This window comes from Actinomyces faecalis (assembly GCF_013184985.2).
Classification (GTDB): Bacteria; Actinomycetota; Actinomycetes; order Actinomycetales; family Actinomycetaceae; genus Actinomyces; species Actinomyces faecalis.
In genome coordinates, this window is record NZ_CP063418.1 from 34,367 (window position 1) to 61,075 (window position 26,709).

Consider the following 26,709-nt stretch of genomic DNA (forward strand, 5'->3'; position numbering starts at 1 on the left):
CGTGGTTTCACGTACTGGACCGGTACCTACAACATGCGTAGGTACCGGTCCAGTACGTGAAACCCCGGTTGAGACGCTGTGAGAGCTCAGCCCTGAAGGGACTGTGGGGTGATGACCGGCAGGACCGACCAGGGGAAGTTGATCCACTTATCGGTCTCGCGCCAGCAGTAGTCCGGCTCGAAGACCGAACGGGGCTTGCGGTAGATGACGGCCGAGCGGGCGTCGACCGGGACGCTCTCTCCGCCCAGGTCCAGCCCCTGGTGGCGCAGCAGCTCCATCACCATCTTGAGGGTCTTGCCGGAGTCAGCGACGTCGTCGACCACAAGGACCCGTTTGCCAGGCAGCTCGGAGGCGTCCATGAGTGGGGGCAGGATGACCGGCTCCTCCAGGGTCTGACCAATGTTGGTGTAGAACTCCACATTGATCGATCCCATGGCCTTGACGCCGATAGCGTAACCGATGGCGCCAGCAGGGATGAGGCCGCCACGGGCGATGGCGATGATGAGGTCCGGCATCCAGCCAGAGGCCACGATCTGGGCGGACAGCTCACGCTCGGCCTGGCCGAACAGCTCCCAGCTGAGCTCCTCGCGGTCGGGGGCAGCCTCGCTGGTGGCGCCGTCGTCAAAAGGGATGCGGGAGGCAGAGCTGTTCGCGTCAGTCACCCGACCAAGCCTACTGCGTCGAACGTGTGTGGTTGTGACCGAGTGAAGACCTCCAGTCCCTTCACTCGGTCGCAGCCACACACGTTCGGCCGGATAGTCTGGGTGTGTGCCCGACTTCCTGCTCCCCGTGGTCGACGTCCTGGCCGCCGCTCCCATCCTGACTGTCTTCCTCGTCATCGGGCTGGGCACGGCTGTGGGCCAGGTCCCCTTTGGCCCTATCCGCTTCGGGGCGGCCGGCGCCCTGTTCGTAGGCCTGGCCATCGGTGCGCTCGACCCCCGGCTCGGCGCGGACCTCAACCTTCTGCGCAGCCTGGGCCTCGGGCTGTTCTGCTACACCGTCGGCATCGGCGCGGGCAACACCTTCTTCCGCGACCTGCGGCGCCAGCTGCCGCTCATGGCACTGTGTGTCCTGGCGCTGGTGACCGCTGGGATCGTCGGCGCCGGCTACTCCCACGTCACCGGCATCAGCCCAGCCATGGACGCCGGCGCCTACGCCGGGGCACTGACCTCCCCCGTCCTGGACGCGGCTATCGAGGCTGCTGGGACGGGGGAACCCGCCGTCGGCTACGCCCTGGCCTACCCCGTGGGCGTGGCGATGGCCATCATCGTCGTCGCCCTGGTGGTCGGACGGCAGTGGCCGGGCCAGCGTGACCCACGCCCCGCCTCCGCCGACGGCCTCAAGGCCACGAGCGTGGAGCTGCTGCGACCGGTCAGGCTCACCGAGATGGAGGCTTTCCGCTCCGGGCGCATCCGCATCTCCTACCTTGAGCGCGAGGGCGCTACCCGCGTCGTGGTCCCGGGCGAGGAGCTGCTGGCTGGCGACCGCGTGGTCGTCGTCGGCCCCCCGGCCGCACTTGCGCAGGCGGTGGATGACCTGGGCTCGGGTATGGACCGGTGCCTGGCCAAGGACCGCACCGTCGTGGACTACCGCCGCCTGACCGTCTCCTCCACACGTGTGGCCGGGCGCACCATCGCCGAGCTTGACCTGCCCGGACGCTTCCAGGGCGTCATCACGCGCGTGCGCCGCGGTGACCTGGACCTGCTGGCCCGCGAGGACCTGGTCCTAGAGCTGGGTGACCGCGTGCTCGCCGTCGTCCCCTCTGACCGGCTGGAAGCCGCGGCTGACTACTTTGGCGACTCTGAGCGATCCATCTCCCAGATCGACGCCTTCAGCGTGGGGATCGGTATGGCGCTGGGAGTCCTGCTGGGACTAGTCAGCATCCCGCTGCCCGGTGGTATCACCCTGCGGCTGGGGGTGGCCGCCGGCCCGCTCGTGGTCGGCATGGTGCTCGGGCGTGTGGGGCGCACCGGCTCCTTCGTGTGGGGACTGCCCCACGCCGCCAACGCCACCATCCGCCAGCTCGGGCTGCTCTTCTTCCTCGCCGCCATCGGGCTGGCGTCCGGCCCTGACTTCGCCGCCTCCGCCTTCTCCCTCATCGGCCTGGCTGTGGGCGGGCTCGCAGCGCTCATCATCCTCGTCAACGCGGCGATTCTGCTGGTCGGCGCGCGCTGGGCGGGGGTGAGCGCCCCGCGCGCCGCCGGTGGGCTGGCGGGACTGGTCGGGCAGCCGGCGATCCTGGCCTTCGCCTTGTCTCGACGCGACGACGAGCGCATTGAAGCCGGCTACGCCACGCTCTTCGCGTTGGCGATCGTGGTCAAGATCGTCATGGTGCAGGTGCTCGTGGCGCTGTAGTCAGGTGCGTGTCACAATCCCGGGCGATTTCTGCGGGCCGGCCCGACGAACGGCGAGGTGCTCGCGGTCTTCCGGCGTTTGTGTCGAGTAAGAATCAGGTGGTGCATGGTGCCGGGGTGGATCGCCCGGGATCGTGACAGCGTCTCGCAGCGGGCAAGATGGTCCCCGTGACTTCTTCCTCCAGTGCTTCCCGGTGGCGTTCGTGGCTGTGGCGGGTGTGGCCCGGCGTGGTCCTTAGCGGTCTGGTCGCGCTCGCGGCCACCGCCGTCAATGACCGTGTGCCGTTGGTCTCCGCGATGCTCGTGGCGATCTTCGCGGGTGTACTGGCGCGCAACCTGCGCCTTGTCCCGGCCCTCGTTGAGCCGGGGCTCGCCCTGACCGGCAAGACCCTGCTGCGTCTTGGTGTGGTACTGCTGGGCCTGCGCCTGTCGCTGCGGGCGGTGGCGGCGCTGGGCTGGGGAGCGCTCGGGGTCATCGCGATCACGGTCATCACGGTCTTTGCCGTCACGGTGTGGACAGGTGCTCGGCTCGGCGTCGGCCACGCGACGACCGTGCTCACTGCCACCGGCACCGCGATCTGTGGCGCGGCGGCAGTGGCCGGCATGAGTGCGGTGGTGCGGGCTGACGGCCCAGCGGGTACGAGCCGAGCGGGTACGCGACCTGCGGGCGGCGAGAACGCCGAGAGCGAGACCGTGGACGAGGCGGCTACGACGGCGATCGCCTCGGTGACGCTGTTCGGGACCGTGGCGCTTCTGGCGCTTCCCCTGCTCGTGCGCTGGCTCGGGCTGGAGGCCACGTCCGCCGGGGTGTGGGTCGGAGCTAGCGTGCACGAGGTCGGTCAGGTCGTGGCGGCCGGTGGCCTCATCTCGCCCGAGGTCCTTGATGTGGCCGTGGTGGCCAAGCTTGGGCGCGTGGTGCTGCTGGCGCCGCTGATTGCCGTCGTCGGCGCGCTGGAGGGCCGTCGGCTGGTGCGGCTAGGGGAGCGGCCTGGGGACGACGACGGCGCAGTCGGCCTGCCCAGGGCCGCGCGCCCCCGCCCCCGCATGCCGCTCGTGCCCTGGTTTGTCGTTGGTTTTGTCTCAACTGTGCTCTTGCGCACCCTGACTGAGGGCAGTGTGCCAGTGGCATGGTTTGAGTGGGGCAGCGCGGTGGCCTCCTTCCTGCTGACCATGGCCATGTTCGCTATGGGTGCGGCGGTGGACCTGCGCAGACTGGCGCGCGGCGGCGGCAGGGCGCTGGCGCTTGGGGCGGTGTCCGCCGTCGTCTCTGCCCTGGTCTCTTTGCTGGGGGTGATGCTCCTTGTGCGGTAGGTGGGACGGTGCGCTGTGGGAAGCGAGCACGACCCGTCAGTGAGATAACTAAAGTTCATTGAACATTTGGAACTGCTCGCTTGAACTTATTACACAAGGCTTCTACCGTGGTGCGGGACACGGGTGCGCCGCCTGCCGGCGCGCACCTCAGACCGCACTACAGGAGGCACACCATGGCCGTTCTCACTATCGGCGACCAGTTCCCCAGCTACGAGCTCACTGCTGTCATCCCCGGCAACCTCAAGGACGTGGACGCTCACCAGCCTGAGGACTACTTCACCACCGTCTCCAGCGACGTCCCCGAGGGCACCTGGCGGGTGGTCTTCTTCTGGCCCAAGGACTTCACCTTCGTGTGCCCCACCGAGATCGCCGCCTTCGGTGACCTCTATGAGGAGTTCAAGGACCGCGACTGCGAGGTCGTGGGCGTGTCCGTGGACAACGAGTACACCCACTACGCCTGGCGCCGCAGCCACGACAAGCTCCAGGACCTGCCCTTCCCCATGGCCAGTGACCTCAACCGCGAGCTGGTCGAGGCCCTGGGCATCAAGCGCGCCACCGGCGAGGCTGACCGCGCCACCTTCATCATTGACCCGCACAACGTCATCCAGTCCGTCTCCGTGACGGCTGACTCCGTGGGCCGCAACACCGAGGAGGTCCTGCGTCAGCTCGACGCCCTCCAGTCCGACGAGCTGTGCGCCTGCAACTGGAAGGCCGGCGCCGCCACCATCGACGCCCTGCACGAGATGGAGGCCTGAGGATGACGATCGCGAACCTGCGCTCGGCCCTGCCCGAGTGGGCCAAGGACCTGTCCCTCAACCTCTCCAGCCTCGTGCGTTCCACGACGCTGACCGAGCAGCAGCAGTGGGGGACCTTCCTCGCTGCCGCCGCGGCTACCCGCAACGAGTCCGTGCTCGTGCAGGTAGCCGAGGAGGCCAAGGAGCACCTGAGTGAGGAGGCAGTCTCTGCTGCCCTGGGTGCCGCCTCCATCATGGTGATGAACAACGTGGCCTACCGCGCCCGCCACTTCCTGGGCGGCGACTACGCCAACGAGCGCATGGGCCTGCGCATGAACATCATCGGGTCATCCGGCGGGGTCGACAAGGTCGACTTCGAGCTGTGGAGCCTGGCGGTATCCACGATCAACGGCTGCGAGAAGTGCGTGACTGCCCACGACGCCACCGTACGTGGTGAGGGCCTGAGCACTGAGCAGGTGTGGGAGGCCGTGCGCATTGCGGCCACCATCCAGGGTGCCGCCCAGGCGATCGAGGTTGTCGAGACCCTCGGCTGAACTCGTCGGTTGGCTCCTGAGCTCGCTACCCCTTCCTGTTACTCACTACTTCGTGGCGCCCTTCGCTACCCGTGGTACGTACCAGCGGGACAGCGATCGACGTCGGTGGGTGTCGAGTAACGGGAAGGGGTAGCGGGCAAGGCGCTGGGCGGCGACGGAGAGCCGGGGGAGCGGGTGAGGGAGGGCGGTAGCAGTGGAGGAGAGGGAGCGTATGGCTCAGGCCTCCTGTTGGACCTCCTACTCCGCCTCCTGATGTTCGTGCCCAGCTTCTAGACGTTCCTGCTCTGCCACCTGCTCCAGGGCGGTCTGGCGTGAGAGCGGGACCTCCTTGTAGAACAGGCCGATGACCGCGGTGACAAGGAAGACCGGCACCATCAGGAGGAAGATCGGGCTCAGAGCGTCCGCGTAGGCGGTGGTGACTGCTGTGTGGAGCCCGCCGGGCAGCTGCGCTACCGCGGCCGGGGTCAGTGAGGAGGCCTCCCCGCTCTGGAACTGGGACAGGGCGGCCAGGACCTGTGGGTCTGAGCTGGTGGTGAGCTGGCTGATCTTGGTGGTGAGCTGGTTGGTGAGGTTGTCCGCGAAGGCCACGCCGATGAGCGAGGCACCCAGAGACACTGCGACTTCGCGGAAGAAGTTGTTGCCGGACGTGGCTGTACCCAGGTTGCGAGGGCTGACGTCGTTTTGCACGATGGTGACGAGTAGCTGGAAGAACAGGCCGATGCCAGTGCCCATGACGAGCGTGGATGCAGAGACCTGCCACACAGGAGTGTTCACCTGGAAGGTGCTCATCCACCACAGACCAGCCGCGGCGATGAGCGGACCGACGATCGGGTAGACGCGGTAGCGGCCAGTGCGGGTGACCGCAATGCCAGAACTGATGCCACCAACAAGCATGCCCAGGGTCATGGGGACCAGGAGGAGGCCCGAGATGGTGGCGGAGTAGCCGTAGCTCATCTGCAGATAGGTAGGCAGGTAGAGGCTGGCGCCCACCATCCCGCCCATGGCGAGCATGCCCTGGATGGTGGAGAGGATAAAGGTACGGTTCGTCAACACACTCATCGGCAGGATCGGCTCGCAGGCTCGTTTTTCCACGATTGGCAGTGCGATCCAGGCCATGGCCGCCACTAGGGCCATCGCGATCAAGGCAGGGCTGGTCCACTCCAGCTCATTACCGCCGAAGGTGGCCACGAGCACGAGGAGGACGGCGCCCAGGTTCATCAGGGCCAGGCCCGCCCAGTCGATCGTGGCCTGGAGCTTGCGGACAGGCAGTTTGAGCACGGCCCACACGGCGATCCAGGCGATGACGCCTAAGGGGAGATTGACCCAGAAGACCCAGTGCCAGGAAACCGAGTCGGTCAGCCAGCCACCCACGATTGGGCCGAGCACGGAGGCGATACCGAACATGGCGCCCATGGGGGCCATGTAGGTACCGCGTACACGTGGGGGAATGAGATCACCGGTGATGGCCTGTGAGGAGATCATGAGGCCACCGCCGCCCAGGCCCTGCAGGGCGCGCCAGGCAATGAGCTCGCCCATGGTACCCGCCGTGCCGCACAGCGCGGATCCCACGAGGAACAGGGCGATGGCGATGAGAAAGAGGTTCTTACGGCCTACTAGGTCGCCCAGCTTGCCGTAGACCGGCATCGCGACGGTGACTGCCAGGGTGTAGGCCGTGACAATCCAGGCCATGTGGCTGGCCCCGCCCAGGTCCCCGACGATGGTGGGCAGAGCGGTACCAACGATCGTCTGGTCCAGGGCGGACAGGAACATGACAACCAGCAGGGAGGAATAGACCGCCCAGAAGCGGCGGTCGGGACGGAACTCGGGCTCGGGCGCTAGCGCGTGGTGGTTGTCCGGTTGGGTTGAGGCCTGGATGACGGTATCGGTCACTCGTGCGTCCTTTCTGGGCAGGTGGCTGTCTCGTTGACGAGCAGCTCGTGAAGGCTGGTGGTGACCAGGGTGATGGCGTCAGCCAGCGAGGCAGGAGCGGCCTGACTGTGCCTGTGGCTCGCCTCGTGGCAGGCCTGGTCGGGGCAGTGAGCGTCGTCGTCAGGGTCGCCGGCCCACAGGGCGATGGCTGCCTTGATGACACTGGTGGCCAGGGCGGAGGCGCTCACCGTCCTTGGGTCGGTCAGGTCCAGTTCGAGGCGGCGCGCCAAGGCGGCACGGACCACGGACTGGTGCAGCCGGACCCGGTGCTGCAGCTCAGGAAGGAGCTCTGGATTGTCCCGGAGGATGGTCCTGAGCTGGCGGAAGCGTGTGCCGTGCACGTCGTAGGGGTCAGTGGCGGGGACGGCGGAGGCTAGAAGCACAGCCAGATCGTCAAGCAGGTGACCGCGTGCGGCGACGAATGCCTCGACTTCCTTCTGGCTCGGTGTCTGCGGCCCCAGGATGAACAGGTCTGCCTTGGAGCTGAAGTAGTTGAAGACGGTGCGCCTGGAGACGCCAGCGGCGGCGGCGACGTCGTCAATCGTCGTGGCTTCGTAGCCGCGCTCAGAAGCCAGGTGGAGGGCGGCCTCCTGGAGTGCGGCGCGGGTGCGGTGCGCTCGGGCCGCGCGCAGGCCCCCAGATGCCAGCCCTGCGGCGGGCGAGCCTGTGGGCATGTCTTCCGCGCGGTGAGGATCGGTGGTTCTGGGGTCTGTCACACCATGAAGTATGCACTTGGTGCAGATTTGCACCAAGTGCAAATAGATGTGGGCCTGAGCACGCTCGGAGCGTGCGGAGTGATCGGCGCGCAGTGCGCGGTGCCGGTGTCATCCTGTGCCGACCCGCTGCGGTGCTGCACAGTCTGTGTGCTGTGTGGCCCGCCGTGAGCCCGGTGCTGATCGCGCCGCGCCCGAGGGCCTACGCCGTTTTCAGGCCCGGCAGCGCGAGGATGGGGCCATGCTGGTTGCCTTCTCTGTCTCCCCGTCCATCTCTGACTCCCCGGATGGTTCCGTGTCTAAGGCGGTGTCCGCCGCTGTCCGTGTGGTGCGCGAGTCTGGTTTGCCCAATGAGACGACGTCGATGTTCACCACGATCGAGGGTGAGTGGGACGAGTGCATGGACGTGGTCAAACGAGCCTGTGAGGCCGTGGCTGAGGTGAGCCCGCGCGTCTCGCTGGTCCTCAAGGCTGATATCCGGCCCGGCTGGGATGGGCAGCTCGCGGCCAAGGTTGAGCGGATCGAGGCCCATCTGCGCGAGCAGGCCTGAGGCTCTCAATGGTGCCGGCGGGCACCCCCGAGACTCGCGCTGGGTCCTGGCAGGACCTAGCTTGGGTTAGCGCAGTGCAGCCAGCACGACGGCGGTCGAACGGGTCGCGGCCTCGTCGGCACCGATGTGGAAGTCCTGACCTGCTTCGGGGCCGCACAAGTCTGAGACTCCGCGGATCGAGACGAAGGGGATGCCGGCAGCGTGACACACCTGGGCCAGGGCGGTGGACTCCATATCCGTGCTGATAGCACGCGGGAATCGCTCGCGCATGTCCTTGACATTGGCGGCAGTGACAAAGGATCCGCCAGCCAGCATCTGAGCCACATGGATGCGGGCGCTGACAGAGGCGGGCGTGGCCTGGCCTAGGGCCTCCTGAGCCGCACCGGCACGCTCCACCAGGACTGGGTCGCCACGGAAGACCGTGGGTTGGCCCGGAGTCTGGCCGATGGCGTAGCCGAAGGCGGTGGCGTCCACGTCACCGTAGGCCAGGGTCTGGGAGACGCACACGTCCCCGACCTCAACCTCTCGCCCGAGGCCGCCGGTGGTTCCAGCGGAGACCACGACGTCGGGGGTGACCTGGCTCAGCACGGTGGCCAGTGCGCTCGCGGCTGAGACCAGTCCGATGCCACTGTGAACGAGGATGAGCTCGCGCGTGTGATCGGCGCCCTCCGCGCGAGCAGGAAGCTCCAGGGACCAGGCCTGGGCGGTGCCCAGGAGGCTGAGCGGCTCAGCCTTGTCCACCAGCGCCAGCGACTCGAGGAAAGGCTGGGCCTCCTCAGGCATGGCGGTGACAACGAGGGCGGCGACGCGGCGGGTGCTCATGAGGCGACCCTACTGGAGGGGCGTGTGATCGTGCCTGCGGCGTGAATACGCGCCACATACACACTCCTCCTCACGCCGTGAGTACGTCGTTGCGGTCAAGTGGCGCGATGACGCTGCTGAAATGCTCGATCTCAGGGGCGGGGAGAGGACTCGTCTGAAGCAGTGGTCGTCTCTGTGGACACTCCGCCCGGTGTGGCCTTGCGATGGTAGAGCAGGTAGGTGCCGATGCGCGAGCGCAGCGTCGGGCGCACCTCGTGCGGCCAGCGCTGGGCCACGTAGGCGACGGCGTCGTCGACCTCCAGCCGCTGGGTCGAGTTGCCGGCACGCACCCACAGCTCGCGGCCGTCCTTGCCCTTGGTACCTGCCAGGTAGACGGGGCGAGGTGAGGGTGGCACGCTGACGCGGCACACCTCACCCTCCCCGTGGGTGGCTGGAGCGAAGTCCAGCCGGGGCAGCGCCGCGGCGTTGGCGCCCAGCCGTGTACGCCACAGGTCGCGCAGGAAGAGCTCGAACCGGTCAGCGTCAGGCTGACGCAGGGTCTGGTAGTCAGGAGCGAGACCGATCAGCTGGCCCTCGTCGTCGACCCCGAGAAGCAGCGTGCCCCCGCGCGCGTTGAGGAATGCTGCCACGGTCTTGGCCACGACTGTCTCCATGGTCTCGTCGCGCTTGCCCGTGTGCATGTTGACACGGGCAGAGGACTTGAACTCCAGGCGGTCAGACTCCCCGCGCGCAGCGACCCGGGCAATGGGAGGAAGGGGCGGCTCGTGCTGGAGGCGGCTGAGGACCAGTGCCGTGACGGCGACGACCACCGCCGCTACCAGCGCCGCGGCGGCGACGATGCGAGGGGCCCACACGTGCTCCTCGCGAAAGAGCCAGGAACCCGTCGCCATCCCGGCCCACATGCCGATCAGTGCGGTCAGGGTCGCCGAGGACCTCGACAGGTGCACCCGCTGGGGCAGCACCCGGCGCATGAGCACTCCGACGAGGTAGGCGATGACGAGGGCCGCTGGCTGCACCAGGACCGTGAACAGCAGGTCCGGGCTTCGCGGCGCGATCGTCTCAGTGGGCGCAGCGGTCAGGAACGCGGAGGTTGGCGCAGAGGTCAGCAGCATGGTGCCTCGAGGCTAGCGTGCCAGGTCGAGGACGATGACCTCATGACTAGGGCGTGGACGTAAGCTCTTGCTGTCAGAGGGCTCTGTCAATGGTGACTGCTCCTACGGTCCTGAAGGAGGTAGGCAAGTGTGCGTCGGTCAGCTGAGGGATGCCGATGCCGTCATGACACCAGGGAATACCGCGTGCTCCCGTGCCTTCTTGGGCTAGGCCGTGTCTCGCAGGTCTTCTAGGCCGTACTCTGCAGAATCAGGCCAGGACCTGGTCCCACTCCTCGCGGGCGTCCAGGAAGGCGCGGACGGCATCCTGAGCGGCCTCCAGGCTGTGGTTGGCGCCCCAGCCGCACTGGACTTCGTTGGCGGCCGGGACCTCGGTGGCCTCAAGGATGTCGCGGAAGGTGGCCTCCAGCAGGGGTGCGAAGTCCTCGGGCTCGATGCCCAGTGTCAGGGCGTAGAAGCCGGTCTGGCAACCCATCGGCCCCCAGTCGATGAGGCGGTCGGTGTGGTTGCGCATGAGCTCGGCCGTCAGGTGCTCGATGGAGTGGATGGCCTTCATGTCCAGGTGGTCGACGTTGGGCTGGGTGAAGCGCACGTCGTACTTGACCAGCTCGTCCCCGCGCGGAAGACGCTTGCGGTCCGCCACGCGGATGAAGGGGGCAGCGACCTTGGTGTGGTCCAGGTTGAAGGACTCCACGTTCATGCGCGGGCCGTCGGTGTCCGTGTAGGACTCGGTGTGCGGGGCGGGGAGGGGGCCATGCTGCGTCATGGCGTCAGCCTAGGGTCCGTCCCTTCCGCCTCGCGAGCGTGCACCTATGCTGCCGTGTGTGCACCTGGGCGCTACTCACTGGGGTGCGCAGGTGCACACTCGCGGACTGGAGGAGAGCGCGTGGAGACGGAACAGCCCTTGGCGAGGATCGTCGTCGGCCCGGCGACGGCCCCTGCCCTTCTCCTTCTGCACGGCATCACCGGCTCGGCCGTCTCCCAGAGCGAGGCGATCAGCCACTGGACTCGCGCCGGATACCGCGTCATCGCGCTGGACGCCCGCGGTCACGGACTGTCCCCGTGCTGGAGCCCGGAGCAGCTGGCCCGTGCGGGCGAGGTCCTGGTCGACGACGTCGTCGCCACCCTGTCCGAGATCGAGGCCGAGCGCTCGGCTCGTCTAGCAGCAGGCCTGCCCGCGCCCGCCGCCAGGCCCGTCCTCATCGGGCACTCCATGGGTGGGGCGACGGCGATGGTCGTGGCCGCCCGCCACCCCGAGCTCGTGGCAGGCGTGGTGTTGTGCGACCCCGCTCGCTACGGCCAGCGCAGCTCGGGTGAGCTGCTGGCGCGAGGGGCGGCACGGCGTCGGGCCTTGGAGAGCGAGCTCGCTGACCTGCCGGCGGCCCTGAGCCGGTCCCTTGACTCGGACTCGGTGCCGGACACTGAGGCGGCTGCGGTCCTGTGGGCCTCCCAACACGTGGACCCTGCGCTGCTGGACACAGGCGTTGTCGCACCGCAGGTGCCCTGGCTGGCAGGGATGGCACAGCTGACGGTGCCTACTCTGCTTGTCACCGGTGACCGACCCGGCTCAGCGCGCGTGGGCGTGCAGGGCCTGGCAGAGGTGGAGGCCCTCGGGCACGCCAATGTGACGACGGCGCTCGTGCCCGGATCCGGACACGACGTGCGGCGGGACCAGCCAGAGGGGTTCTACGCCGTCGTCGATTCCTGGCTTGCTCGGGTTCTGCCTGCCTGAGACGCGGACCCCCGTCTCAATCGTGGTTTTGTGTACGGGACCGGTGGTTGCGCAGGTCCTGAACACCGGTCCCGTACACAAAACCACGATCGCAAACAGAAACCCCGGTGTTAGAGGGCCGGGGCAGGGCTGCGGCGAGGCTGTGCCAGGGGGGAGGGGTGGCTTAAAGCTGCGCTTAGACCGATGGCCTCGAGAGCCATGCCGGAAGTCCCACAGTCGGACGTGATCTATCGCATACGATCGTCATTGTCCCGGCAAAGAAGCCGGGACGCCCCAGTTTCCGCGCCCCCTGAACGGCGATACAGGAGGAGCTATGCCGAGGTCTTCCGCGCATCCCACCCGCACCAGTGCTGCCCGTCCCGCGGCCACGTCCCGGGCGGCCAGGAACAAGGGGGGTGGGCTGGCGACCAAGCAGCTCGTCGGCCTGGTCCTGGGCGTGATCGTCTTCGTCGTGCCCTTCCTCATCGATGTGCCTGACCTGGAACCACTGGGTGAGCGGATGCTCTCCATCTTCCTGCTGGCGATCGTCCTGTGGGTGACCGAGGCGATTCCACTCGTGGCTACCGCGGTCCTCGTCATCGCTCTTGAGGTCCTCCTGGTCTCTGACCAGGCACTCCTGAGCGTCCCCGAGGACGCCGCGAAGTACTCCTCCTTCCTCGGGGCGCTGGCCAATCCCGTCATCATCCTGTTCCTGGGCGGTTTCCTCATCGCCGACGGCGCTGAGAAGTACCACCTGGACAGGAACCTCGCCGCCGTGCTCATCAAGCCCTTCACCGGTTCGGCACGCAAGACCGTACTGGGTCTCATGGTCATCACGGCCCTGCTGAGTATGTTCATGTCCAACACGGCCACCACGGCGACCATGTTCGCCGTCGTCATCCCCGTCCTCGGCGCGCTACCCGCCGGCAGACCGCGCGCCGGCCTGGCCCTGTCCATCCCGGTGGCCGCCAACGTCGGTGGCATCGGCACGCCGGTGGGCACCCCGCCCAACGCCATTGCGCTAGGGGCGCTGGCGGAGCAGGGCTACCACATCTCATTCGGCTCCTGGATGGTCATGGCGATCCCGCTCATGCTCGTCATCCTCCTGGGTGCCTGGCTGCTCATCGTCATCATGTTCATCCCCGCCGAGATGGGGATTGAGCTGGAGATGCGGGCCAGCTGGCACACCGACCGCAAGGCCGTGACCTTCTACGTCATCGCCGCCTGCACGATCCTGCTGTGGATGACCGAGGCCCTGCACGGGATGAGCGCCAACGTGGTGGGCTTCCTGGCCGTGGTCGCCCTGCTGGTGACCACGGTGATGGGTGGGGAGGACCTGGGCAGGCTGTCCTGGCCGGTGCTGTGGCTCGTGGCCGGCGGTATCGCGCTGGGTGACGGCGTGGGCAAGACCGGCCTGGACACCTGGATCCTCGGCCTGTTCAACTGGAACGCCATGCCGGCCACGGTTGTTGTCATCGTCATGGGTGTGCTCGGTCTGGCGATGTCCAACGTCATCAGCCACTCCGCCGCCTCCAACCTCCTTATCCCCCTGGCCATGGGCCTGGCCACCGGGATCGACGGGCTGGACCCGGTCACTATCGCCGTCATCCTGGCGTTGGCCTGCTCGCTGGGGATGAGCCTGCCGATCTCTACGCCGCCCAACGCCATCGCCTACGCCACCGGCGAGGTGACGACGGCGGACATGGCCAAGGTGGGCATCATCGTCGGCGTCGTGGGTACGGCCCTGCTCGTCGCGGTGATGCCGGCCTTCTGGTCCGCCCTGGGACTGCTGTGAGGCTCGTATGACTCTCCATCCGCCTGACGCGCCCCCGGCCCCGCCCGAGGAGGGCAGCGAGGCCGAGAGGCTCGTCGTCGCCGTCGTCTCTCCCGCCTCGCTGGGCAGCCAGGCCGCCCACGAGGTGGAGGCGGCCGTGCGCGGGGTGGCTCAGGTGGTACGCGTGCGCTCGCTCGCCGAGCTGTTCGCCCGTGCCAACCCGGACCGCGCCGACTCGCTGGGCACCGTTGCCCTCATCATCGCCACGGACGAGGTCGGCAGCCTCGACGACGTCGCCGCCGCTGTCGACCACTACCCGGCCGTGGCCTCAGCCAGGCTCGTCCTGCTCACCGAGCGCAGCGAGCTGACGGACGTGGGCCGGGCCATCGACGAGGACCTCGTCCAGGAGGTCGTCGCCGTGCCCTGGACGCCAGGCGCGATCGGCGGACGTGCGGCGGCACAGACGCAACGCTGGATGCGCGACCACCGTCCCGACGACCCCCGCCGCTGCCGCCTGGGGCCCGACGGCGACCAGGGAGCCTCCGTCAGGTCGCCCATGCTGGAGGCCCTGGGGCAGTCCACCGACCGCCTCACCATGGCCTTCATCGAGGCCTGCGAGCAGGTCCTGGGCCCGCGGCCCCGGCTGCACCTGGAGCCGGGGGTGCGCCTGACCCACCAGGGCCAGCCGGTCGACGGCGTCTACATCGTCATCTCCGGAGCCGTGGCCCTGACCCGGCACACCCGTGTCGGCGAGGTCACGCTGCACCACGCCACCACTGGTCGCATCGTGGGGCTGGTCTCGCTGGCCTCGCACGGACGTGCCTTCGTCACGGCGACCACCACCACCGACGTCGAGCTCATCCTGCTGTCCATCGAGCAGCTGGACCGGGCCCTGCGTGAGAACCCTGCGACAGAGCAGAACCTGGCCGCACTCATCATCTCCTCCCTGACCAAGCGCCTGTCTCGATCGGAGATCCTGCAGGTGGAGAAGATCGAGCTGGCCGCGGCCGTGGAGTCCGAGCGCGCCCAGACCGCGCAGGCGCTGGAGGCCCTGGAGCAGGCACGTCTGGAGCTGCTGGCCCAGGAGCGCTTCGCCACCCTCGGCGAGCTGGCCGCCGGAGTGGCCCATGAGCTCAACAACCCGGTAGCGGCGCTGGAGCGCGCCAGCGACCACCTCCAGGAGGACCTGACCACGCTGATGGCGACCCATCCTGACGGGGATCTCATCGCCCGCACCGTCGAGGCGGCGCGCACTCGCCCCGCCTCCTCCACCAGGGCCGAGCGCGCCGCGCGCAGGAGTCTGGAGGCAGTGGTCGCAGACCACGACCTGGCTCGCCAGCTGGTGGTCCTGGGGATGGGGGCGGACACCGACCCCGAGCAGGTCCGGGCGCTGGCCGCTCAGCCCGCGCGGCTGGAGACAGCGCTGACCGCGGCCTCGATCGGGAGGCAGGGACGCAACATGGCGCTGGCTACCGAACGGATCCGGGGCCTGGTCTCCTCGCTGTCGACCTACATGCGCCCCGAGGGGGAGATGGAGCAGGACGTCGACGTGTGCGAGGTTCTGGAGGACTCCCTGCGGCTGACGGCCCACCGACTGGGTGGTGTGGCGGTCGAGCGGGACTACGGCGAGCTCCCCACCGTCCCCGGACGGGCAGGTGAGCTGGCTCAGGTGTGGACGAACATCCTCTCCAACGCCGCCGACGCCCTGGCTGGTGCCGAGATGGAGGCGCGTGAGGCCGGCAGGAGCTTCGAGCCCCGCGTCCGAGTGGGAGCCCACCTGGAGCCCGGTGACGCCACACAGCCCGCCCGGGTGCGCGTCGACGTGGAGGACAACGGCCCGGGTATCGCCTCCGACGTCCTGCCCCGGATCTTTGAGCCGCGCTTCACCACCCGCCACGGGCAGGTGCGCTTCGGGATGGGGCTGGGGATGGGTCTGGCCAAGAGCGTCGTCGACGCCCACGGCGGCACCATCGCCGTGCGCTCGCGGCCCGGATCGACCTGCGTCAGCGTCACGCTCCCGGTGGCGGCGAGCACGTCAGCACCTCACTCACCACACAGTCAGGAGATGTCATGAAGCTGGTCATCCTCGTCGTCGAGGACGAGCCTGAGGTCCGCGACGCTGTCGTGGGCGACCTCGCCCCCTTCGCCCAGGTGGTTCGGATCGAGCCGGCTGAGGACGTCAGTGACGCCTGGGAGGTGGTCGCGGAGATCGAGGACGACGGCGACCTCCTCGCCCTGGTGCTCGCTGACCACCGGCTGCCCGGGCGATCGGGGGTCGACATGCTCGTGGAGATGACCTCAGACGAGCGCACCGCCGCCGCGCGCAAGGTCCTGGTCACGGGCCAGGCGGACCAGGAGGACACCATCCGCGCGGTCAACGAGGCAGGGCTCGACCACTACGTGGCCAAGCCCTGGCAGCCTGAGGACCTTCAGGCTGTCGTGCGTGAGCAGCTGACGGACCTGGTGCTGGAGGAGGGGCTGGACCCGTTGCCGCACCTGCCAGCCCTCGACGGCGCCCGCGCCATGGAAGCCCTGCGCTGGGAGGGCGGCGCTCGGGTGTAGACGGGGGAGGCCGGAGCCTACCGGCCGGTGACGGGCCCAGACGGCAGTGACGGGGACGATCTCCTCTCCTGCCTGGCGGTCCTGCGTGGGACGATGGGCGCCGTGGATCGTGTGTGGCTCGGAGCCGGGCTGGCGGTCCTGACGGCCCTGACGATGCTGGTTCAGCGCTGGGCGGGCCTCGGGCTCGGCTGGATCCGGGCTGTGGGTCGCTGCAGGGAAGAGGCAGCCGTGGGAGGATCCCGCTATGAGCGCTTCCCCAGCCGTTCCTCCACGTACCAGTCGCACCCAGGGCGAGACGATCGCGCTGACCGTCGCCCTCCTGGTGATCGGCGGAGCCGGCGTCTACTTCCTCCAGGGCCTGCTGGGCCCGGCCTTCTTCGCCCTCACGCTTGTGATCACGGTCAGGCCGCTGGTGGCCTGGGCCTCGCGACACCACGTGCCGCGTCCGGTCTCGGCCGTGGCCGCGATCATCATCGTCTACACCTTCGTCCTGGCGCTGTTCGCGGCGCTGGGCGTGGCGGTGGCCCAGCTGGTGGAGACCCTGCCCGGCTACTCCTCGAAGTTCCAGGCGATCTGGGAGGACACCGAGGGCCTGCTCACCACGCTGGGCGTGGACCAGTCCACGCTGTTCGACCAGGTCTCCTCCATGATCGACACCTCCCGGGTGGTCTCGCTGGCACAGGGGCTGCTGGGACAGCTGACCTCCTTCGGCAGCCTCCTCATGATCATGGCGCTGACGATCGTCTTCCTCATGTTCGACATGTCGCGTATCGAGGTGCGGGCTGAGGCGCTGCTGCGCCTCAAGCCGGAGATCTCGACGGCGCTGGCGGACTTCGCCCGCTCGGTGCGCTCCTACTGGCTGGTCTCCACGGTCTTCGGTCTCATCGTGGCCGTGCTCGACGTCGTCGCGCTGGGCGTGCTGGGGGTGCCGATGGCCGTGACCTGGGGCGTGCTGTCCTTCATCACGAACTACATCCCCAACATCGGCTTCTTTGTGGGTCTGATCCCGCCGGCTCTGCTGGCCCTGGTGGACTCCGGCCCGTGGACGGCGCTGTGGGTGATCGTGGCCTACGTGGTGCTCAACTTCGTCATCCAGACCCTCATCCAGCCCAAGTTCACTGGTGACGCCGTGGGGCTGAACACCACGACCACCTTCCTGTCCCTGATGTTCTGGTCCCAGGTCATCGGTGCGCTGGGCACCATCCTGGCGGTGCCGCTCACGCTGTTCGTCAAGGCGATGCTCATTGACTCCGACCCGCGGGCGCGGTGGGTGAGCATCTTCCTGTCTGCTGGGGACAATCCCGTGCCGGCGCCGGAGACGTTGGACCCCCAGGAGCTTGACGAGCTGGACCTGGACGGCGACGGCGTGGGCGAGGACGACCCGAAGCACGGCATGGAGGTCGTTGAGGGGGCGCAGGACGCCTAGAGGCCTCTGCGCTTGGCGCCGGCCGGGACGTCGGCTATAACGTGGCGCTGAAAGCCGTTCGGCAGCGCTAGCCGACCTCCCGTCTAGGTCGCCGACGTCCCCTGGTGGGGATACAGCCGTGGAAGGACCGATCCTGATGCCAGCCCGCACTGATGCCGCCCAGCTCCGCCTGATGGTACGTGTGGCCAGGATGTACCACGAGCTGGGGATGCGTCAGACGGATATCGCCTCCGAGCTCCACGTCTCTCAGCCGCGTGTCTCGCGTCTGCTCAAACGAGCGAGCGAGGAAGGCGTGGTGCGCACCGTCGTCACAGCGCCGGAGGGCACCTACACGGTGCTGGAGGAGGCCGTGGAGGACCGATACGGCCTGGCCGAGTGCATCGTCGTCGACTCCGGCAAGGGGGAGGCGGAGGTGGACGCCTCTCTGGCCTCAGCGGCCGCGACATACCTGGAGACCACCCTGACAGGCGGGGACGTGATCGGCCTGTCCTCCTGGAGCGCGACATGGCTGGCCGCGGTGGAACAGCTCGCGGCCTTCCGGGTTCCGGTTGCCTCCCAGGTGGTTCAGCTCTTTGGCGGTGTGGGACACCCCAAGGTACAGGTCAAAGCCACCCGACTGATCGACCTCCTAGCGCGTGCCACGGGGGCTGAGGCGGTCTTCTTCCCCTCCCCGGCGATCCTGGGCTCTGCCTCTGCCGCCGAGCAGCTGGCGGACGACCCAGCTGTCCAGCGGGTGATGGAGCTGCTGCCGCAGGTGACGATCGCGCTGGTAGGGATCGGCAGCCTGGAGCCCTCGCCGCTGCTGCGCGAGTCCGGCAACATGACGACGGCGACCGACACCGACGAGCTGGGTGCGGCGGGTGCGGTGGGGGACGTGTGCCTGCGGTTCTTCGACGCCGAGGGGCGTGAGGTCCACTCTGACTACGACCGTCGGCTCGTGGGTGCGGACGCCGACCAGATCCGAGCGATCCCGCGCCGTGTGGCCGCGGCGGGAGGAGAGCGTAAGCACGCCGCTATCCGGGGTGCTCTCCTGGGTGGCTGGGTCAACGTGCTGGTGACCGACGTTCACACGGCACGTAGCCTGCTGGAGGGGTGAGAAAGCTGGCCGGAGAGAGGGGGCGCCGTCGGGCAAGCATGACGGACGTGGGCCGCCGCGCCGGCGTGTCCGCACAGACGGTCTCGCGCTACTTCAACGACGGCTACGTCTCCGACCAGGCTCGGGCAAGGATCGAGGAGGCGGTGCGGGCTCTGGGGTACGTGCCTAACCGGCTGCCGGTCCAGTTGCGTCGTGATCGCACGGACTCTATCGGCGTGTGCCTGTTCGGGCCGCTCAACTACGGAAACTCCTCAATCATGACCGGGATCTACCGGGTGGCGCGGGAGCTGGGGCAGCGGGTGCTCATGGTGCACATGGAGCCTGACCCGCAGGGTAGTGCCGCGTTGTGGGACGAGGCGATGGCGGAGATTGACGCCGTGATCGCCAACCGGGTGGACGCGATAGTGATCGCCTCGCCGTACGAGGGGCTGATGCGCATGGTCGACCACGTAGGGAACCTTGTACCCGTGGTCGTGCTCAGTGAGTTCACGGACTCCGAACGTGATCCCGTCGGTTCCTACTCCTACGGCCTCTCCCTACGCCTGGTCCAGCATCTCATTGCTCTTGGACGTACGGAGATCCTCCACGTCGCAGGACCGGGTGATCGTATTCAGGCGAGGCTCCGCCGTCGGGCATATGAGGATGCTCTGGCTGAAGCGGGTCTGAAGCCTCTGCCGATCGTCGAGTGCGAGGAGTGGGACGCAGTCTCGGCGGCCAAGGCTGCTGAGCACGTGGAGGTGGACGACTTTACGGCGGTCTTCGCAGGAAATGACGATCTTGCCCTTGGCTTCATGAGCGTCATGCGCGCTCGCGGTGTGGTCGCTCCCCGTGACTACGTCATCGCAGGCTTTGACGATCGCCCTCAGGCCCGCTTCTTTGAGCCGCCGCTGACGACGGCACATATTGACTTCGACAAGATCGGCGAGACTGCCATCCGTACGGCTGTTGCCCGCGCTGCTGGTGAACCGGAGTCGACGAGGCAATGGTTCGTCCCGGGGGAGATCGTGCTGCGGGAGTCGACTGAAGGCTTCTGAGCCTTGTGGCCCACGTGAGGCTCGTGGTCGGGAGTATCCGGTCTATGAGCTGACGCTTGTGCGTCATCGGATCTGTACGTTATGCTTAACATGTTCTCATTCAGAGTGGAATGATTATTCGTACGGAGGTCTGAAGATGACCAGTGTGAAGACGTGGCGGTTGGGATCTGCCCCCTGGGCTGAGACTGAGAAGACGGTGCCTCGCGCACGCGTTATGATCGACAACGACTTCTCCGGCGATCCCGATGACTTCTACCAGCTGGTGCACCACCTGCTGAGCCCTACGGTCGAGATTCCGTTCATCGTCGCCTCTCACCTGCGTCCGGGTGACCCGATGGATCCCAGCGACCACACGGCCACCAACGCCGAGCGCCTGGCCAACGAGGTCTGTGAGGTCATGGGTCTGGAGCACGAAGGACTCGTGGTCCGTGGTTCGCAGACGGCGCTGGTTGACCGCGAGACGCCGGCTCCCTCGGACGCCGTCGACCGGATCATCGCTGAGGCGATGCGAGAGGACACGGACCTCCCTCTCTACTACGCCGCAGGCGGTGGACTGACTGACTTGGCCTCGGCCTACCTGATCGAGCCGCGCATCGCGCAGCGGCTGACTCTCGTGTGGATCGGTGGCGCCGAGCACCCGGGAACCGTTGACGCCCCACCGCAGATCGAGGACGCTCCGGAGTACAACCTGCGGATTGACGTCACCGCTGCACAGGTCCTCTTCGATGCTCCCGAGCTGGCGATCTGGCAGTTCACGCGGGACATCTACCGTCAGTGCCTGATCTCGGACGCGGAGATGCGTCTGCGGGTGCGTAGCGCCGGCGCGGTGGGGCGCCACCTCTACGACTCGATCGTGGACGTGCGTGAGCGTATGGCTGAGCACGGCTTGGTGGCGGCCGAGACCTACGCGATCGGTGACCAGCCGCTCGTCCTCGCCACCGCGCTGACATCTCAGTTCCAGGCGGACACCTCCTCGTCCTTCCACGAGGTCCGCCCCTGCCCCTCGATCGCGGACGACGGCTCCTACATCCACCGTCCCGACGGTCGGCCGATCCGGGTCTACCGCCAGGTTGACACCCGGCTCATGTTTGAGGACTTCTACGCCAAGCTCGCTGAGTTCGCTGCCTGGCAGCGTTCCTGAGTCCTCTGGTCGCCGGTGGCCGAGCACCGGTGGCTGCGGCGCTCCTCCTCGAGTGGGTGCCACCCCATTTCCCATGTCCACCTTCCTCAACCCACGGCAAGGAAGCCGTACCGACAACTCGAACGGAGACTCCGATGAAGATGACACGACGCCACGCTCTTGGCCTTGGCTCCGCAGCCCTCGCCGCCGGCATCCTGTCTGCCTGCGGCCGCCAGGGAGGAGGTGCCTCCAGCGGTGACACCAAGGCACTGACCGTGTGGGTCGGTGCGCTCCAGGACTCTCAGAAGAGTGACATGGACCGCCTTATCAAGGCCTTCCAGGACGCCAACGAGGGATACACGGTCTCCTACCAGACCCACTCCACCGACGACCTCAAGGAGGCGATGCGTCAGGTCTCGGGCACCAACGCAGGGCCGGATATCTACTGGTACTGGGAGGGTCCGGGTCTGGGCGGTGAGCTCGTCAACGCCAAGATGAGCCTGGACCTGACTGACTACTACAAGCAGTACGGCTGGGAGGACCGCTTCACCTCTGCGTCCCTGGCTGGTATCACCCAGTACGGCGGCCACCACGGTGTGCCATGGACTCTCCAGGCGCAGGCGCTGTACTACAACAAGACCCTCTTCTCCCAGGCTGGCATCACCTCGGAGCCCACCACCTACGAGGAGCTCGTGGAAGCCTGTGACAAGCTGGTGGCCGCCGGGATCACGCCGATCGAGTTCGGTGGCACCGTCAACTGGCACGTCATGCGCCTGCTGGACTCTCTCATCGAGAAGTACTGCGGTGCGGACGTCGCGACGACGCTGGTGACGGACAAGAAGGGCTGGGACACCGAGGCCGGCGTCACCGAGGCCTTCACCGAGCTCAAGCGGTGGGCGGACACCTACTTCAACCAGGGCTACATGTCTGTCTCCAACGACGACTCCAGCCTTCTGTTCTGGGGCGGCAAGGCCGCGATGGCTCTGGAGGGGACCTGGTACGACGCTCAGATCGTCGACAACGGCATGGACCCAGCCGAGGTGGGTATCTTCCCCTTCCCCACGGGTACCGAGCGCCTCTACGGCTTCGGCGAGGGTTTCTACGTCAACGCCAACACCTCGAAGGCAGACACCGCTGCCAAGTTCCTCGACTTCATCACCTCACCGGAGCAGATGAAGGCTAGTGGTGGAACGTGGGCGGCGATCAGTGTCAACAAGGACGTGCCGGTGGGTGACGCAAACCCGCTCGACGCCCTGTGGGAGCCGATCATGTCCGCCACGGACATGTACAACAACTTCGACCAGGCCCTGTCTCTCAACGAGACCACGGAGTACTGGCGCATCCAGAACGCTGTCCTCATCGGTGAGATGACGCCGGAGGAGGCCGGCCCGGCCATGCAGAAGTTCATTGACGCCAACGCCTGACAGTCGGCTGGGGGAGGAGGGCGCGGCCCTCCTCCCCCAGCGCTGTCCTACCTGAGTGAAAGGCCTGCTATGGCAACAGCTGATGTCAGCACACTGGCGCCACGCAAGGGGCGCGGTCGGTCCGAGCGCCGTGTCCTGCGGTCCTTGCCCTACCTGGCTCCCGCCGCTCTCCTGTACGGCATCTTTCTGGTCTACCCGATGCTGGACTCGGTGCGCCTGTCCTTCTTCTCCTGGTCCGGCTACGCCGCGGACCCCCAGGAGTTCGTGGGCCTGAGGAACTACCGGTACCTCCTGACCCAGGACACGGTCTTCTGGACAGCGCTGAAGAACTCCATGATCTGGGTGGTGCTGTCCGTCGCCATCCCCATGGTCCTGTCCCTGCTCATGGCGCTGGCCCTCAACCAGCGCATCTGGGGGCGCAACGTCTTCCGCTCGATCTTCTACATCCCGAGCGTCTTCGCCTCCATCACGGTGGCTGCTATCTGGCGGTGGATCTACAACCCGACCCTCGGTGTCATCAACCAGGTCCTCGACGCGGTCGGGCTCGGCTCCCTCACCCACGAGTGGCTGGGGGACCCCAAGACGGCGCTGTACTCGATCTTCATCGCCTCGATCTGGCAGGGTGTGGGATTCAACCTCGTTCTCTTCCTCGCCGGCCTGCAGGCGGTGCCTGCAGAACTTGTGGACGCGGCCAAGGTGGACGGCGCTGGACGCTGGCAGGTCTTCCGTCACGTCACCTGGCCTGCGCTGCGGCCGACGACGACGGTGGTCATCATCCTGACCATCATCAACTCTCTCAAGGTCTACGACCTCGTCGTCGGCATGACCGGAGGCGGGCCGGCCCAGTCCAGCCAGGTGCTGGCGCTGTGGTCCTACCAGCAGTCCTTCTCCAACCACAACTTCGGTGCAGGTGGCGCGGTGGCCACCGTGCTGCTCATTCTGTCTCTGTGCCTGGTGGTCCCCTACCTCGCATGGTCGATGAAGGGGGATGACTGAGATGACGGCTCTTGCCTCGGCCGCTCCGGCCACGAGCCACAGGACGCCGGTCAGGAACCGGCCGCAGCGGGACTGGGTGATCGTCGGGCTGTGGATCGCCCTGCTCGTCACGGCACTGTTCTGGCTCGTGCCCTTCTTGGTCATGGTGCTCACCTCCTTCAAGAGCCAGGCTGACCTTGCCAACGGCTCGACGCTGGGCCTGCCGGCCTCGTGGCTGTGGGAGAACTACGCCAGTGCCGCGCAGACCGGCGACCTGTGGATCACGGGGAGCAACTCGCTGCTCGTAGCCGTCATCAAGGTGCCGCTCGGCCTCTTCCTCGCGGCGCTGGCGGCCTATGCCCTGGCACGGATCCGCATGAAGAGGGCCAGGCTCGTCGTCGCCTTCTTCGCCGTCGGCTCGATGGTGCCTATCCAGGTCGCCCTGGGACCGATGTTCCAGCTGCTGCTCAAGGCGGGCATGCTGGACACCTACGTTGGTCTCATCATTCCCTACCTGGCCTTCGGCGTGCCCTACCAGATCTTCATGATGTACGGGTCGTTCCGGGCGATCCCGGACTCGGTGGAGGAGTCGGCCCGACTCGACGGTGCCTCGACCTTCCGCATCTTCTGGCAGATCTGTCTTCCGCTCGTCAAGCCGACGCTGGCGGCGCTCTTCGTCCTTGACTTCGTGGCGACATGGAACGAGTACGCGATGGCGTCCACGATCCTGCAGTCCAGCACGATGTCGACCATCCCGCTCGCGGTGCAGAGCTTCTCCTCCCAGCACGGCACGGACTACGGTCCGCTCAACGCCTTCATCATCATGACGGCGATCCCGGTGCTCATCGTCTACCTGCTCTTCCAGCGCTACTTCGTCTCCGGTGCCTTCACCGGTGCGGTGAAGGGCTGAGAAAGGACCTCATGATGACTGCCTCGCCCACCTCCTACGTCCTGGCTCTGGACGAGGGGACCACGAACGCCAAGGCCTTCGCGGTCGCTCCGGACGGGACGATCCTGTCCTCAGGCTCGGCCCCGGTGCCTGTGAGCTATCCCCAGCCCGGGTGGGTCGAGCAGGACGCCGAGGCCATCTGGGCGGCCCAGGCCCAGGCGATCCGTGACTGCCTGGCCGGAGTCAAGGGGGCGCCGTCGGGCATCACGATCTCCAACCAGCGGGAGTCGGTCGTGTGCTGGGACGCGCGTACGGGACAGGCGCTGGCGCCGGTGCTGGGCTGGCAGGACTCGAGGACCGCGGAGTTCTGTGACTGGCTGCGCTCGCCGGAGCGGGAGTTCGCCGTCGCCGCGACCACCGGCCTCAGCCTCGACCCGATGTTCTCCGCGCCCAAGATGCGTTACCTGCTCGATCGTGTCTCGGCGGCGGGGCAGGCGGACCGCGCCCGCATCGGCACGGTGGACTCCTGGCTCGTGGCGCGGCTGACCGGGCAGGACTCCTACGTCATCGAGGCCGGCAACGCCTCGCGTACGCTGCTGCTCGACCTGGCCACGCTGGGATGGTCGGAGCAGATGTGCGACCTCTTCGGCGTCGCCCGTGACGTGCTGCCGCGGGTGGTGGCCTCCAACGCGGACTTCGGCCGCACGCGCGGACTCGACCTCCTGCCCGACGGCGTGCCGGTCGTGGGCGTGCTCGGTGACTCCCACGCCGCGCTCTTCGGGCACGGCTGCCGTTCTCCCCAGGAGGGCAAGGCCACCTACGGCACGGGCTCGTCGGTCATGGTGCCCTCGGGTGCGGACCGCTCGGTGCGCCCCGGGGTCTCGACCACCCTGGCCTGGCTCACCGAGGAACCGATGTACGGCCACGAAGGCAATATCGTCGCCTCGGGCACGGCGATGGACTGGACGGCGCGCCTGCTGGGGATGGCCCCGGGACGCGAGCTCGACGACCTGGCTGCTACGGTTCCGGACAGCGGGGGAGTCACGCTGGTGCCGGCCTTCACGGGGCTTGGTGCGCCGTGGTGGGACCGCCAGGCCGTGGGCCTGGTCTCGGGAGTCACGGCGGGGACCGAGCGGGGTCACGTGGCGCGTGCCGCGCTGGAGGCGGTGGCGCACCAGATCGCGGACGTCCTGGAGGCCCTGGGGAGCGAGGACCTTGAGGTCCTGCACGCAGACGGCGGTGCGACGGCCTCGCGCCTGCTCATGCAGTGCCAGGCAGACCTGCTGGGTCGCAGCGTCGTCGTCTCCTCCAATGCCGAGGTCTCGGCTCTGGGGGCGGCGCTCATGGGATTCAGCCACCTGGGCTGGCCGCTGCCGGACCTGGAGTCCGACGGCGGGCATCGCTACGAGCCGGTGATGGAGCCTGCCGCTCGGGCGGCGGTTCGCTCGCAGTGGGCCAAGGCCCTGTCGCGCTCGCGGATGACCTCGGTCGGGTGAGCGTCGCGAGCCAGCTCTGAACCACGCGCCTAGCCGGGGCGCGAACCAGTCCGAGCCGTAGGCCTCGAGCCCTTGCGGACCGGCATCCCGGCGCATACCATCTGAGTGAATCAACGATCGGAGTTGAATAAACATGAGCAACGAACCAGTTTTCGGCGCAGGCCTGTGGAACTTCGCCACCTACGTGGACCGCTACGCCATCGACGGCTACGGTGAGCCGCGCTCCACCATCGAGCAGATCGAGCTGGCCGCCCAGGTCGGTGACATCTCCTACGTCGACCTCAACTTCCCCTGGACCGCCGGCCTGAGCACCCAGGACGTCAAGGCGGCGCTGGAGCGCACGGGCCTGAAGGCCATCGGCGTCACCCCGGACATCTACCTGCGCGAGCACCAGCTCGGCGCCTTCACCAACCCTGACCCGGCCAAGCGCGAGTCCGCCCGCGTCATCATGCAGGGCGCGGCCGACGCCGTGCGCGAGCTCGGTGCCCGCTACGTCAAGATCTGGCCCGGCCAGGACGGCTTCGACTACCCCTTCCAGGTCGACTACAAGGAGCTCAACCGCCTGGCGGTCGAGGGAATGCGGGAGCTGGCCAAGGCCAACCCCGACCTGAAGTTTGTCATTGAGTACAAGCCGCGCGAGCCTCGCACCCACATGTTCTGGTCCTCAGCGGCCAAGACGGTCCTGGGCATCCAGGAGATGGGTGTGGACAACGTCGGTGTCCTGCTCGACTTCGGTCACGCCCTCTTCGGTGGCGAGTCCCCGGCCGAGTCCGCCCAGTTGCTCATTGACCACGGTCTGCTGTGGGGCATGGACGTCAACGACAACTACCGCGGCTGGGACGACGACATGGTCGTGGGCACGGTCCACATCACCGAGGTCTTCGAGTTCTTCTACACGCTGAGGAAGAACGGCTGGGAGGGCGTGTGGCAGCTCGATCAGTTCCCCTTCCGTGAGGACGTCGTCGACAACGCCCGCACCTCCGTCCGCTTCCTCAAGGCCCTGCACAAGGCCCTCGACCGCCTCGACGAGGAGGCCCTGGCCGACGCCCAGCGCCGTCAGGACCCGCTGGCCGCCCAGCGTGTGGTCCAGGACGCCCTGCTGACCTGCATGGCCTGAGCCCTCGGT

24 protein-coding genes are annotated in these 26,709 nt (G+C 67.6%); 18 read left to right on the forward strand and 6 right to left on the reverse strand.

Features of this window, described 5'->3' with window-relative positions; genetic code table 11:
• Positions 1 to 86 precede the first annotated feature (86 nt).
• Positions 87 to 632 (reverse strand): phosphoribosyltransferase, encoded by a 546-nt coding sequence (locus tag HRL51_RS00130; protein ID WP_172120669.1) that lies wholly within the window; start codon positions 630 to 632, stop codon positions 87 to 89.
• Positions 633 to 768: 136 nt separating this feature from the next.
• Between HRL51_RS00130 and HRL51_RS00135 the strand changes: the two genes are divergently transcribed.
• From HRL51_RS00135 to ahpD, 4 genes are all read left to right on the forward strand, one after another.
• On the forward strand, positions 769 to 2,355 hold the full coding sequence (locus tag HRL51_RS00135; protein ID WP_172120661.1) for an aspartate:alanine exchanger family transporter: 1,587 nt from the start codon (positions 769 to 771) through the stop codon (positions 2,353 to 2,355).
• 158 nt (positions 2,356 to 2,513) lie between these two features.
• Positions 2,514 to 3,665 (forward strand): YeiH family protein, encoded by a 1,152-nt coding sequence (locus tag HRL51_RS00140; RefSeq protein WP_172120660.1) that lies wholly within the window; start codon positions 2,514 to 2,516, stop codon positions 3,663 to 3,665.
• Positions 3,666 to 3,838: 173 nt separating this feature from the next.
• Positions 3,839 to 4,420 carry a peroxiredoxin gene (locus HRL51_RS00145; protein ID WP_172120659.1) on the forward strand — a complete coding sequence of 194 codons (582 nt, stop codon included), beginning with the start codon at positions 3,839 to 3,841 and terminating at the stop codon, positions 4,418 to 4,420.
• A gap of 2 nt (positions 4,421 to 4,422) precedes the next feature.
• Positions 4,423 to 4,953 carry an alkylhydroperoxidase, AhpD family gene (gene ahpD, locus HRL51_RS00150; protein ID WP_172192962.1) on the forward strand — a complete coding sequence of 177 codons (531 nt, stop codon included), beginning with the start codon at positions 4,423 to 4,425 and terminating at the stop codon, positions 4,951 to 4,953.
• Positions 4,954 to 5,190: 237 nt separating this feature from the next.
• On the opposite strand, the gene HRL51_RS00155 is transcribed toward ahpD, so the two are convergent.
• Positions 5,191 to 6,843, reverse strand: coding sequence for an MDR family MFS transporter (locus HRL51_RS00155; protein ID WP_413228083.1), 1,653 nt, complete (start codon positions 6,841 to 6,843; stop codon positions 5,191 to 5,193).
• A complete protein-coding gene (locus HRL51_RS00160) occupies positions 6,840 to 7,598 on the reverse strand; it encodes a TetR/AcrR family transcriptional regulator (protein WP_172120657.1) in 759 nt (252 codons plus the stop codon). Before HRL51_RS00160 ends, HRL51_RS00155 begins: the two co-directional genes overlap by 4 nt.
• Positions 7,599 to 7,836: 238 nt before the next feature.
• Between HRL51_RS00160 and HRL51_RS00165 the strand changes: the two genes are divergently transcribed.
• Positions 7,837 to 8,145: a thiamine-binding protein gene (locus tag HRL51_RS00165; RefSeq protein ID WP_172120656.1), complete on the forward strand. Its 309-nt coding sequence runs from the start codon at positions 7,837 to 7,839 to the stop codon at positions 8,143 to 8,145.
• A gap of 66 nt (positions 8,146 to 8,211) precedes the next feature.
• Here HRL51_RS00165 and mtnN read toward each other — a convergent pair whose 3' ends face one another.
• The 3 genes from mtnN to HRL51_RS00180 form a co-directional block, all read right to left on the reverse strand.
• Positions 8,212 to 8,967, reverse strand: coding sequence for a 5'-methylthioadenosine/S-adenosylhomocysteine nucleosidase (gene mtnN / locus HRL51_RS00170; protein WP_172120655.1), 756 nt, complete (start codon positions 8,965 to 8,967; stop codon positions 8,212 to 8,214).
• A 131-nt stretch (positions 8,968 to 9,098) separates the two neighbouring features.
• Positions 9,099 to 10,079, reverse strand: a complete 981-nt coding sequence (locus HRL51_RS00175) for an AlbA family DNA-binding domain-containing protein (RefSeq protein ID WP_172120654.1) — start codon at positions 10,077 to 10,079, stop codon at positions 9,099 to 9,101.
• A 247-nt stretch (positions 10,080 to 10,326) separates the two neighbouring features.
• Positions 10,327 to 10,842: an S-ribosylhomocysteine lyase gene (locus tag HRL51_RS00180; RefSeq protein WP_413228082.1), complete on the reverse strand. Its 516-nt coding sequence runs from the start codon at positions 10,840 to 10,842 to the stop codon at positions 10,327 to 10,329.
• A 120-nt stretch (positions 10,843 to 10,962) separates the two neighbouring features.
• Between HRL51_RS00180 and HRL51_RS00185 the strand changes: the two genes are divergently transcribed.
• The 13 genes from HRL51_RS00185 (at position 10,963) to HRL51_RS00245 (ending at position 26,700) form a co-directional block, all read left to right on the forward strand.
• A complete protein-coding gene (locus tag HRL51_RS00185) occupies positions 10,963 to 11,808 on the forward strand; it encodes an alpha/beta fold hydrolase (RefSeq protein WP_244960188.1) in 846 nt (281 codons plus the stop codon).
• A 313-nt stretch (positions 11,809 to 12,121) separates the two neighbouring features.
• Positions 12,122 to 13,582, forward strand: coding sequence for an SLC13 family permease (locus HRL51_RS00190; RefSeq protein WP_172192958.1), 1,461 nt, complete (start codon positions 12,122 to 12,124; stop codon positions 13,580 to 13,582).
• 7 nt (positions 13,583 to 13,589) lie between these two features.
• Positions 13,590 to 15,635: an ATP-binding protein gene (locus HRL51_RS00195; protein ID WP_172192956.1), complete on the forward strand. Its 2,046-nt coding sequence runs from the start codon at positions 13,590 to 13,592 to the stop codon at positions 15,633 to 15,635.
• Entirely contained in the window at positions 15,632 to 16,123 is a 492-nt protein-coding gene (locus tag HRL51_RS00200) for a response regulator (protein ID WP_172192954.1), read from the forward strand. Before HRL51_RS00195 ends, HRL51_RS00200 begins: the two co-directional genes overlap by 4 nt.
• 244 nt (positions 16,124 to 16,367) lie before the next feature.
• Positions 16,368 to 17,549: an AI-2E family transporter gene (locus HRL51_RS00205; protein WP_172120649.1), complete on the forward strand. Its 1,182-nt coding sequence runs from the start codon at positions 16,368 to 16,370 to the stop codon at positions 17,547 to 17,549.
• 136 nt (positions 17,550 to 17,685) lie between these two features.
• Entirely contained in the window at positions 17,686 to 18,645 is a 960-nt protein-coding gene (locus HRL51_RS00210; protein ID WP_172192952.1) for a sugar-binding transcriptional regulator, read from the forward strand.
• Positions 18,642 to 19,679 (forward strand): LacI family DNA-binding transcriptional regulator, encoded by a 1,038-nt coding sequence (locus HRL51_RS00215; protein ID WP_172192950.1) that lies wholly within the window; start codon positions 18,642 to 18,644, stop codon positions 19,677 to 19,679. The genes HRL51_RS00210 and HRL51_RS00215 overlap by 4 nt, the downstream gene beginning before the upstream one ends.
• Before the next feature lie 196 nt (positions 19,680 to 19,875).
• Positions 19,876 to 20,820 (forward strand): nucleoside hydrolase, encoded by a 945-nt coding sequence (locus HRL51_RS00220; protein WP_244960189.1) that lies wholly within the window; start codon positions 19,876 to 19,878, stop codon positions 20,818 to 20,820.
• Between the two features lie 134 nt (positions 20,821 to 20,954).
• Entirely contained in the window at positions 20,955 to 22,223 is a 1,269-nt protein-coding gene (locus tag HRL51_RS00225) for an ABC transporter substrate-binding protein (RefSeq protein WP_172120645.1), read from the forward strand.
• Between the two features lie 69 nt (positions 22,224 to 22,292).
• Positions 22,293 to 23,219 (forward strand): carbohydrate ABC transporter permease, encoded by a 927-nt coding sequence (locus HRL51_RS00230; protein WP_216666322.1) that lies wholly within the window; start codon positions 22,293 to 22,295, stop codon positions 23,217 to 23,219.
• Positions 23,212 to 24,108: a carbohydrate ABC transporter permease gene (locus HRL51_RS00235; RefSeq protein WP_172192946.1), complete on the forward strand. Its 897-nt coding sequence runs from the start codon at positions 23,212 to 23,214 to the stop codon at positions 24,106 to 24,108. The genes HRL51_RS00230 and HRL51_RS00235 overlap by 8 nt, the downstream gene beginning before the upstream one ends.
• A 14-nt stretch (positions 24,109 to 24,122) precedes the next feature.
• Positions 24,123 to 25,583, forward strand: coding sequence for an FGGY-family carbohydrate kinase (locus HRL51_RS00240; protein WP_218957639.1), 1,461 nt, complete (start codon positions 24,123 to 24,125; stop codon positions 25,581 to 25,583).
• A 133-nt stretch (positions 25,584 to 25,716) separates the two neighbouring features.
• Entirely contained in the window at positions 25,717 to 26,700 is a 984-nt protein-coding gene (locus HRL51_RS00245) for a sugar phosphate isomerase/epimerase family protein (RefSeq protein WP_172192942.1), read from the forward strand.
• Positions 26,701 to 26,709 lie beyond the last annotated feature (9 nt).

Coding starts and splice junctions, on each gene's coding strand:
- HRL51_RS00245 (WP_172192942.1), top strand. CDS start 25,717: ATGAGCAACGAACCAGTTTTCGGCGCAGGCCTGTGGAACTTCGCCACC.
- HRL51_RS00140 (WP_172120660.1), top strand. CDS start 2,514: ATGGTCCCCGTGACTTCTTCCTCCAGTGCTTCCCGGTGGCGTTCGTGG.
- HRL51_RS00190 (WP_172192958.1), top strand. CDS start 12,122: ATGCCGAGGTCTTCCGCGCATCCCACCCGCACCAGTGCTGCCCGTCCC.
- HRL51_RS00195 (WP_172192956.1), top strand. CDS start 13,590: ATGACTCTCCATCCGCCTGACGCGCCCCCGGCCCCGCCCGAGGAGGGC.
- HRL51_RS00235 (WP_172192946.1), top strand. CDS start 23,212: ATGACTGAGATGACGGCTCTTGCCTCGGCCGCTCCGGCCACGAGCCAC.
- HRL51_RS00165 (WP_172120656.1), top strand. CDS start 7,837: ATGCTGGTTGCCTTCTCTGTCTCCCCGTCCATCTCTGACTCCCCGGAT.
- HRL51_RS00240 (WP_218957639.1), top strand. CDS start 24,123: ATGACTGCCTCGCCCACCTCCTACGTCCTGGCTCTGGACGAGGGGACC.
- mtnN (WP_172120655.1), bottom strand. CDS start 8,967: ATGAGCACCCGCCGCGTCGCCGCCCTCGTTGTCACCGCCATGCCTGAG.
- HRL51_RS00210 (WP_172192952.1), top strand. CDS start 17,686: ATGCCAGCCCGCACTGATGCCGCCCAGCTCCGCCTGATGGTACGTGTG.
- HRL51_RS00225 (WP_172120645.1), top strand. CDS start 20,955: ATGAAGATGACACGACGCCACGCTCTTGGCCTTGGCTCCGCAGCCCTC.
- ahpD (WP_172192962.1), top strand. CDS start 4,423: ATGACGATCGCGAACCTGCGCTCGGCCCTGCCCGAGTGGGCCAAGGAC.
- HRL51_RS00175 (WP_172120654.1), bottom strand. CDS start 10,079: ATGCTGCTGACCTCTGCGCCAACCTCCGCGTTCCTGACCGCTGCGCCC.
- HRL51_RS00205 (WP_172120649.1), top strand. CDS start 16,368: ATGAGCGCTTCCCCAGCCGTTCCTCCACGTACCAGTCGCACCCAGGGC.
- HRL51_RS00145 (WP_172120659.1), top strand. CDS start 3,839: ATGGCCGTTCTCACTATCGGCGACCAGTTCCCCAGCTACGAGCTCACT.
- HRL51_RS00200 (WP_172192954.1), top strand. CDS start 15,632: ATGAAGCTGGTCATCCTCGTCGTCGAGGACGAGCCTGAGGTCCGCGAC.
- HRL51_RS00230 (WP_216666322.1), top strand. CDS start 22,293: ATGGCAACAGCTGATGTCAGCACACTGGCGCCACGCAAGGGGCGCGGT.
- HRL51_RS00180 (WP_413228082.1), bottom strand. CDS start 10,842: ATGACGCAGCATGGCCCCCTCCCCGCCCCGCACACCGAGTCCTACACG.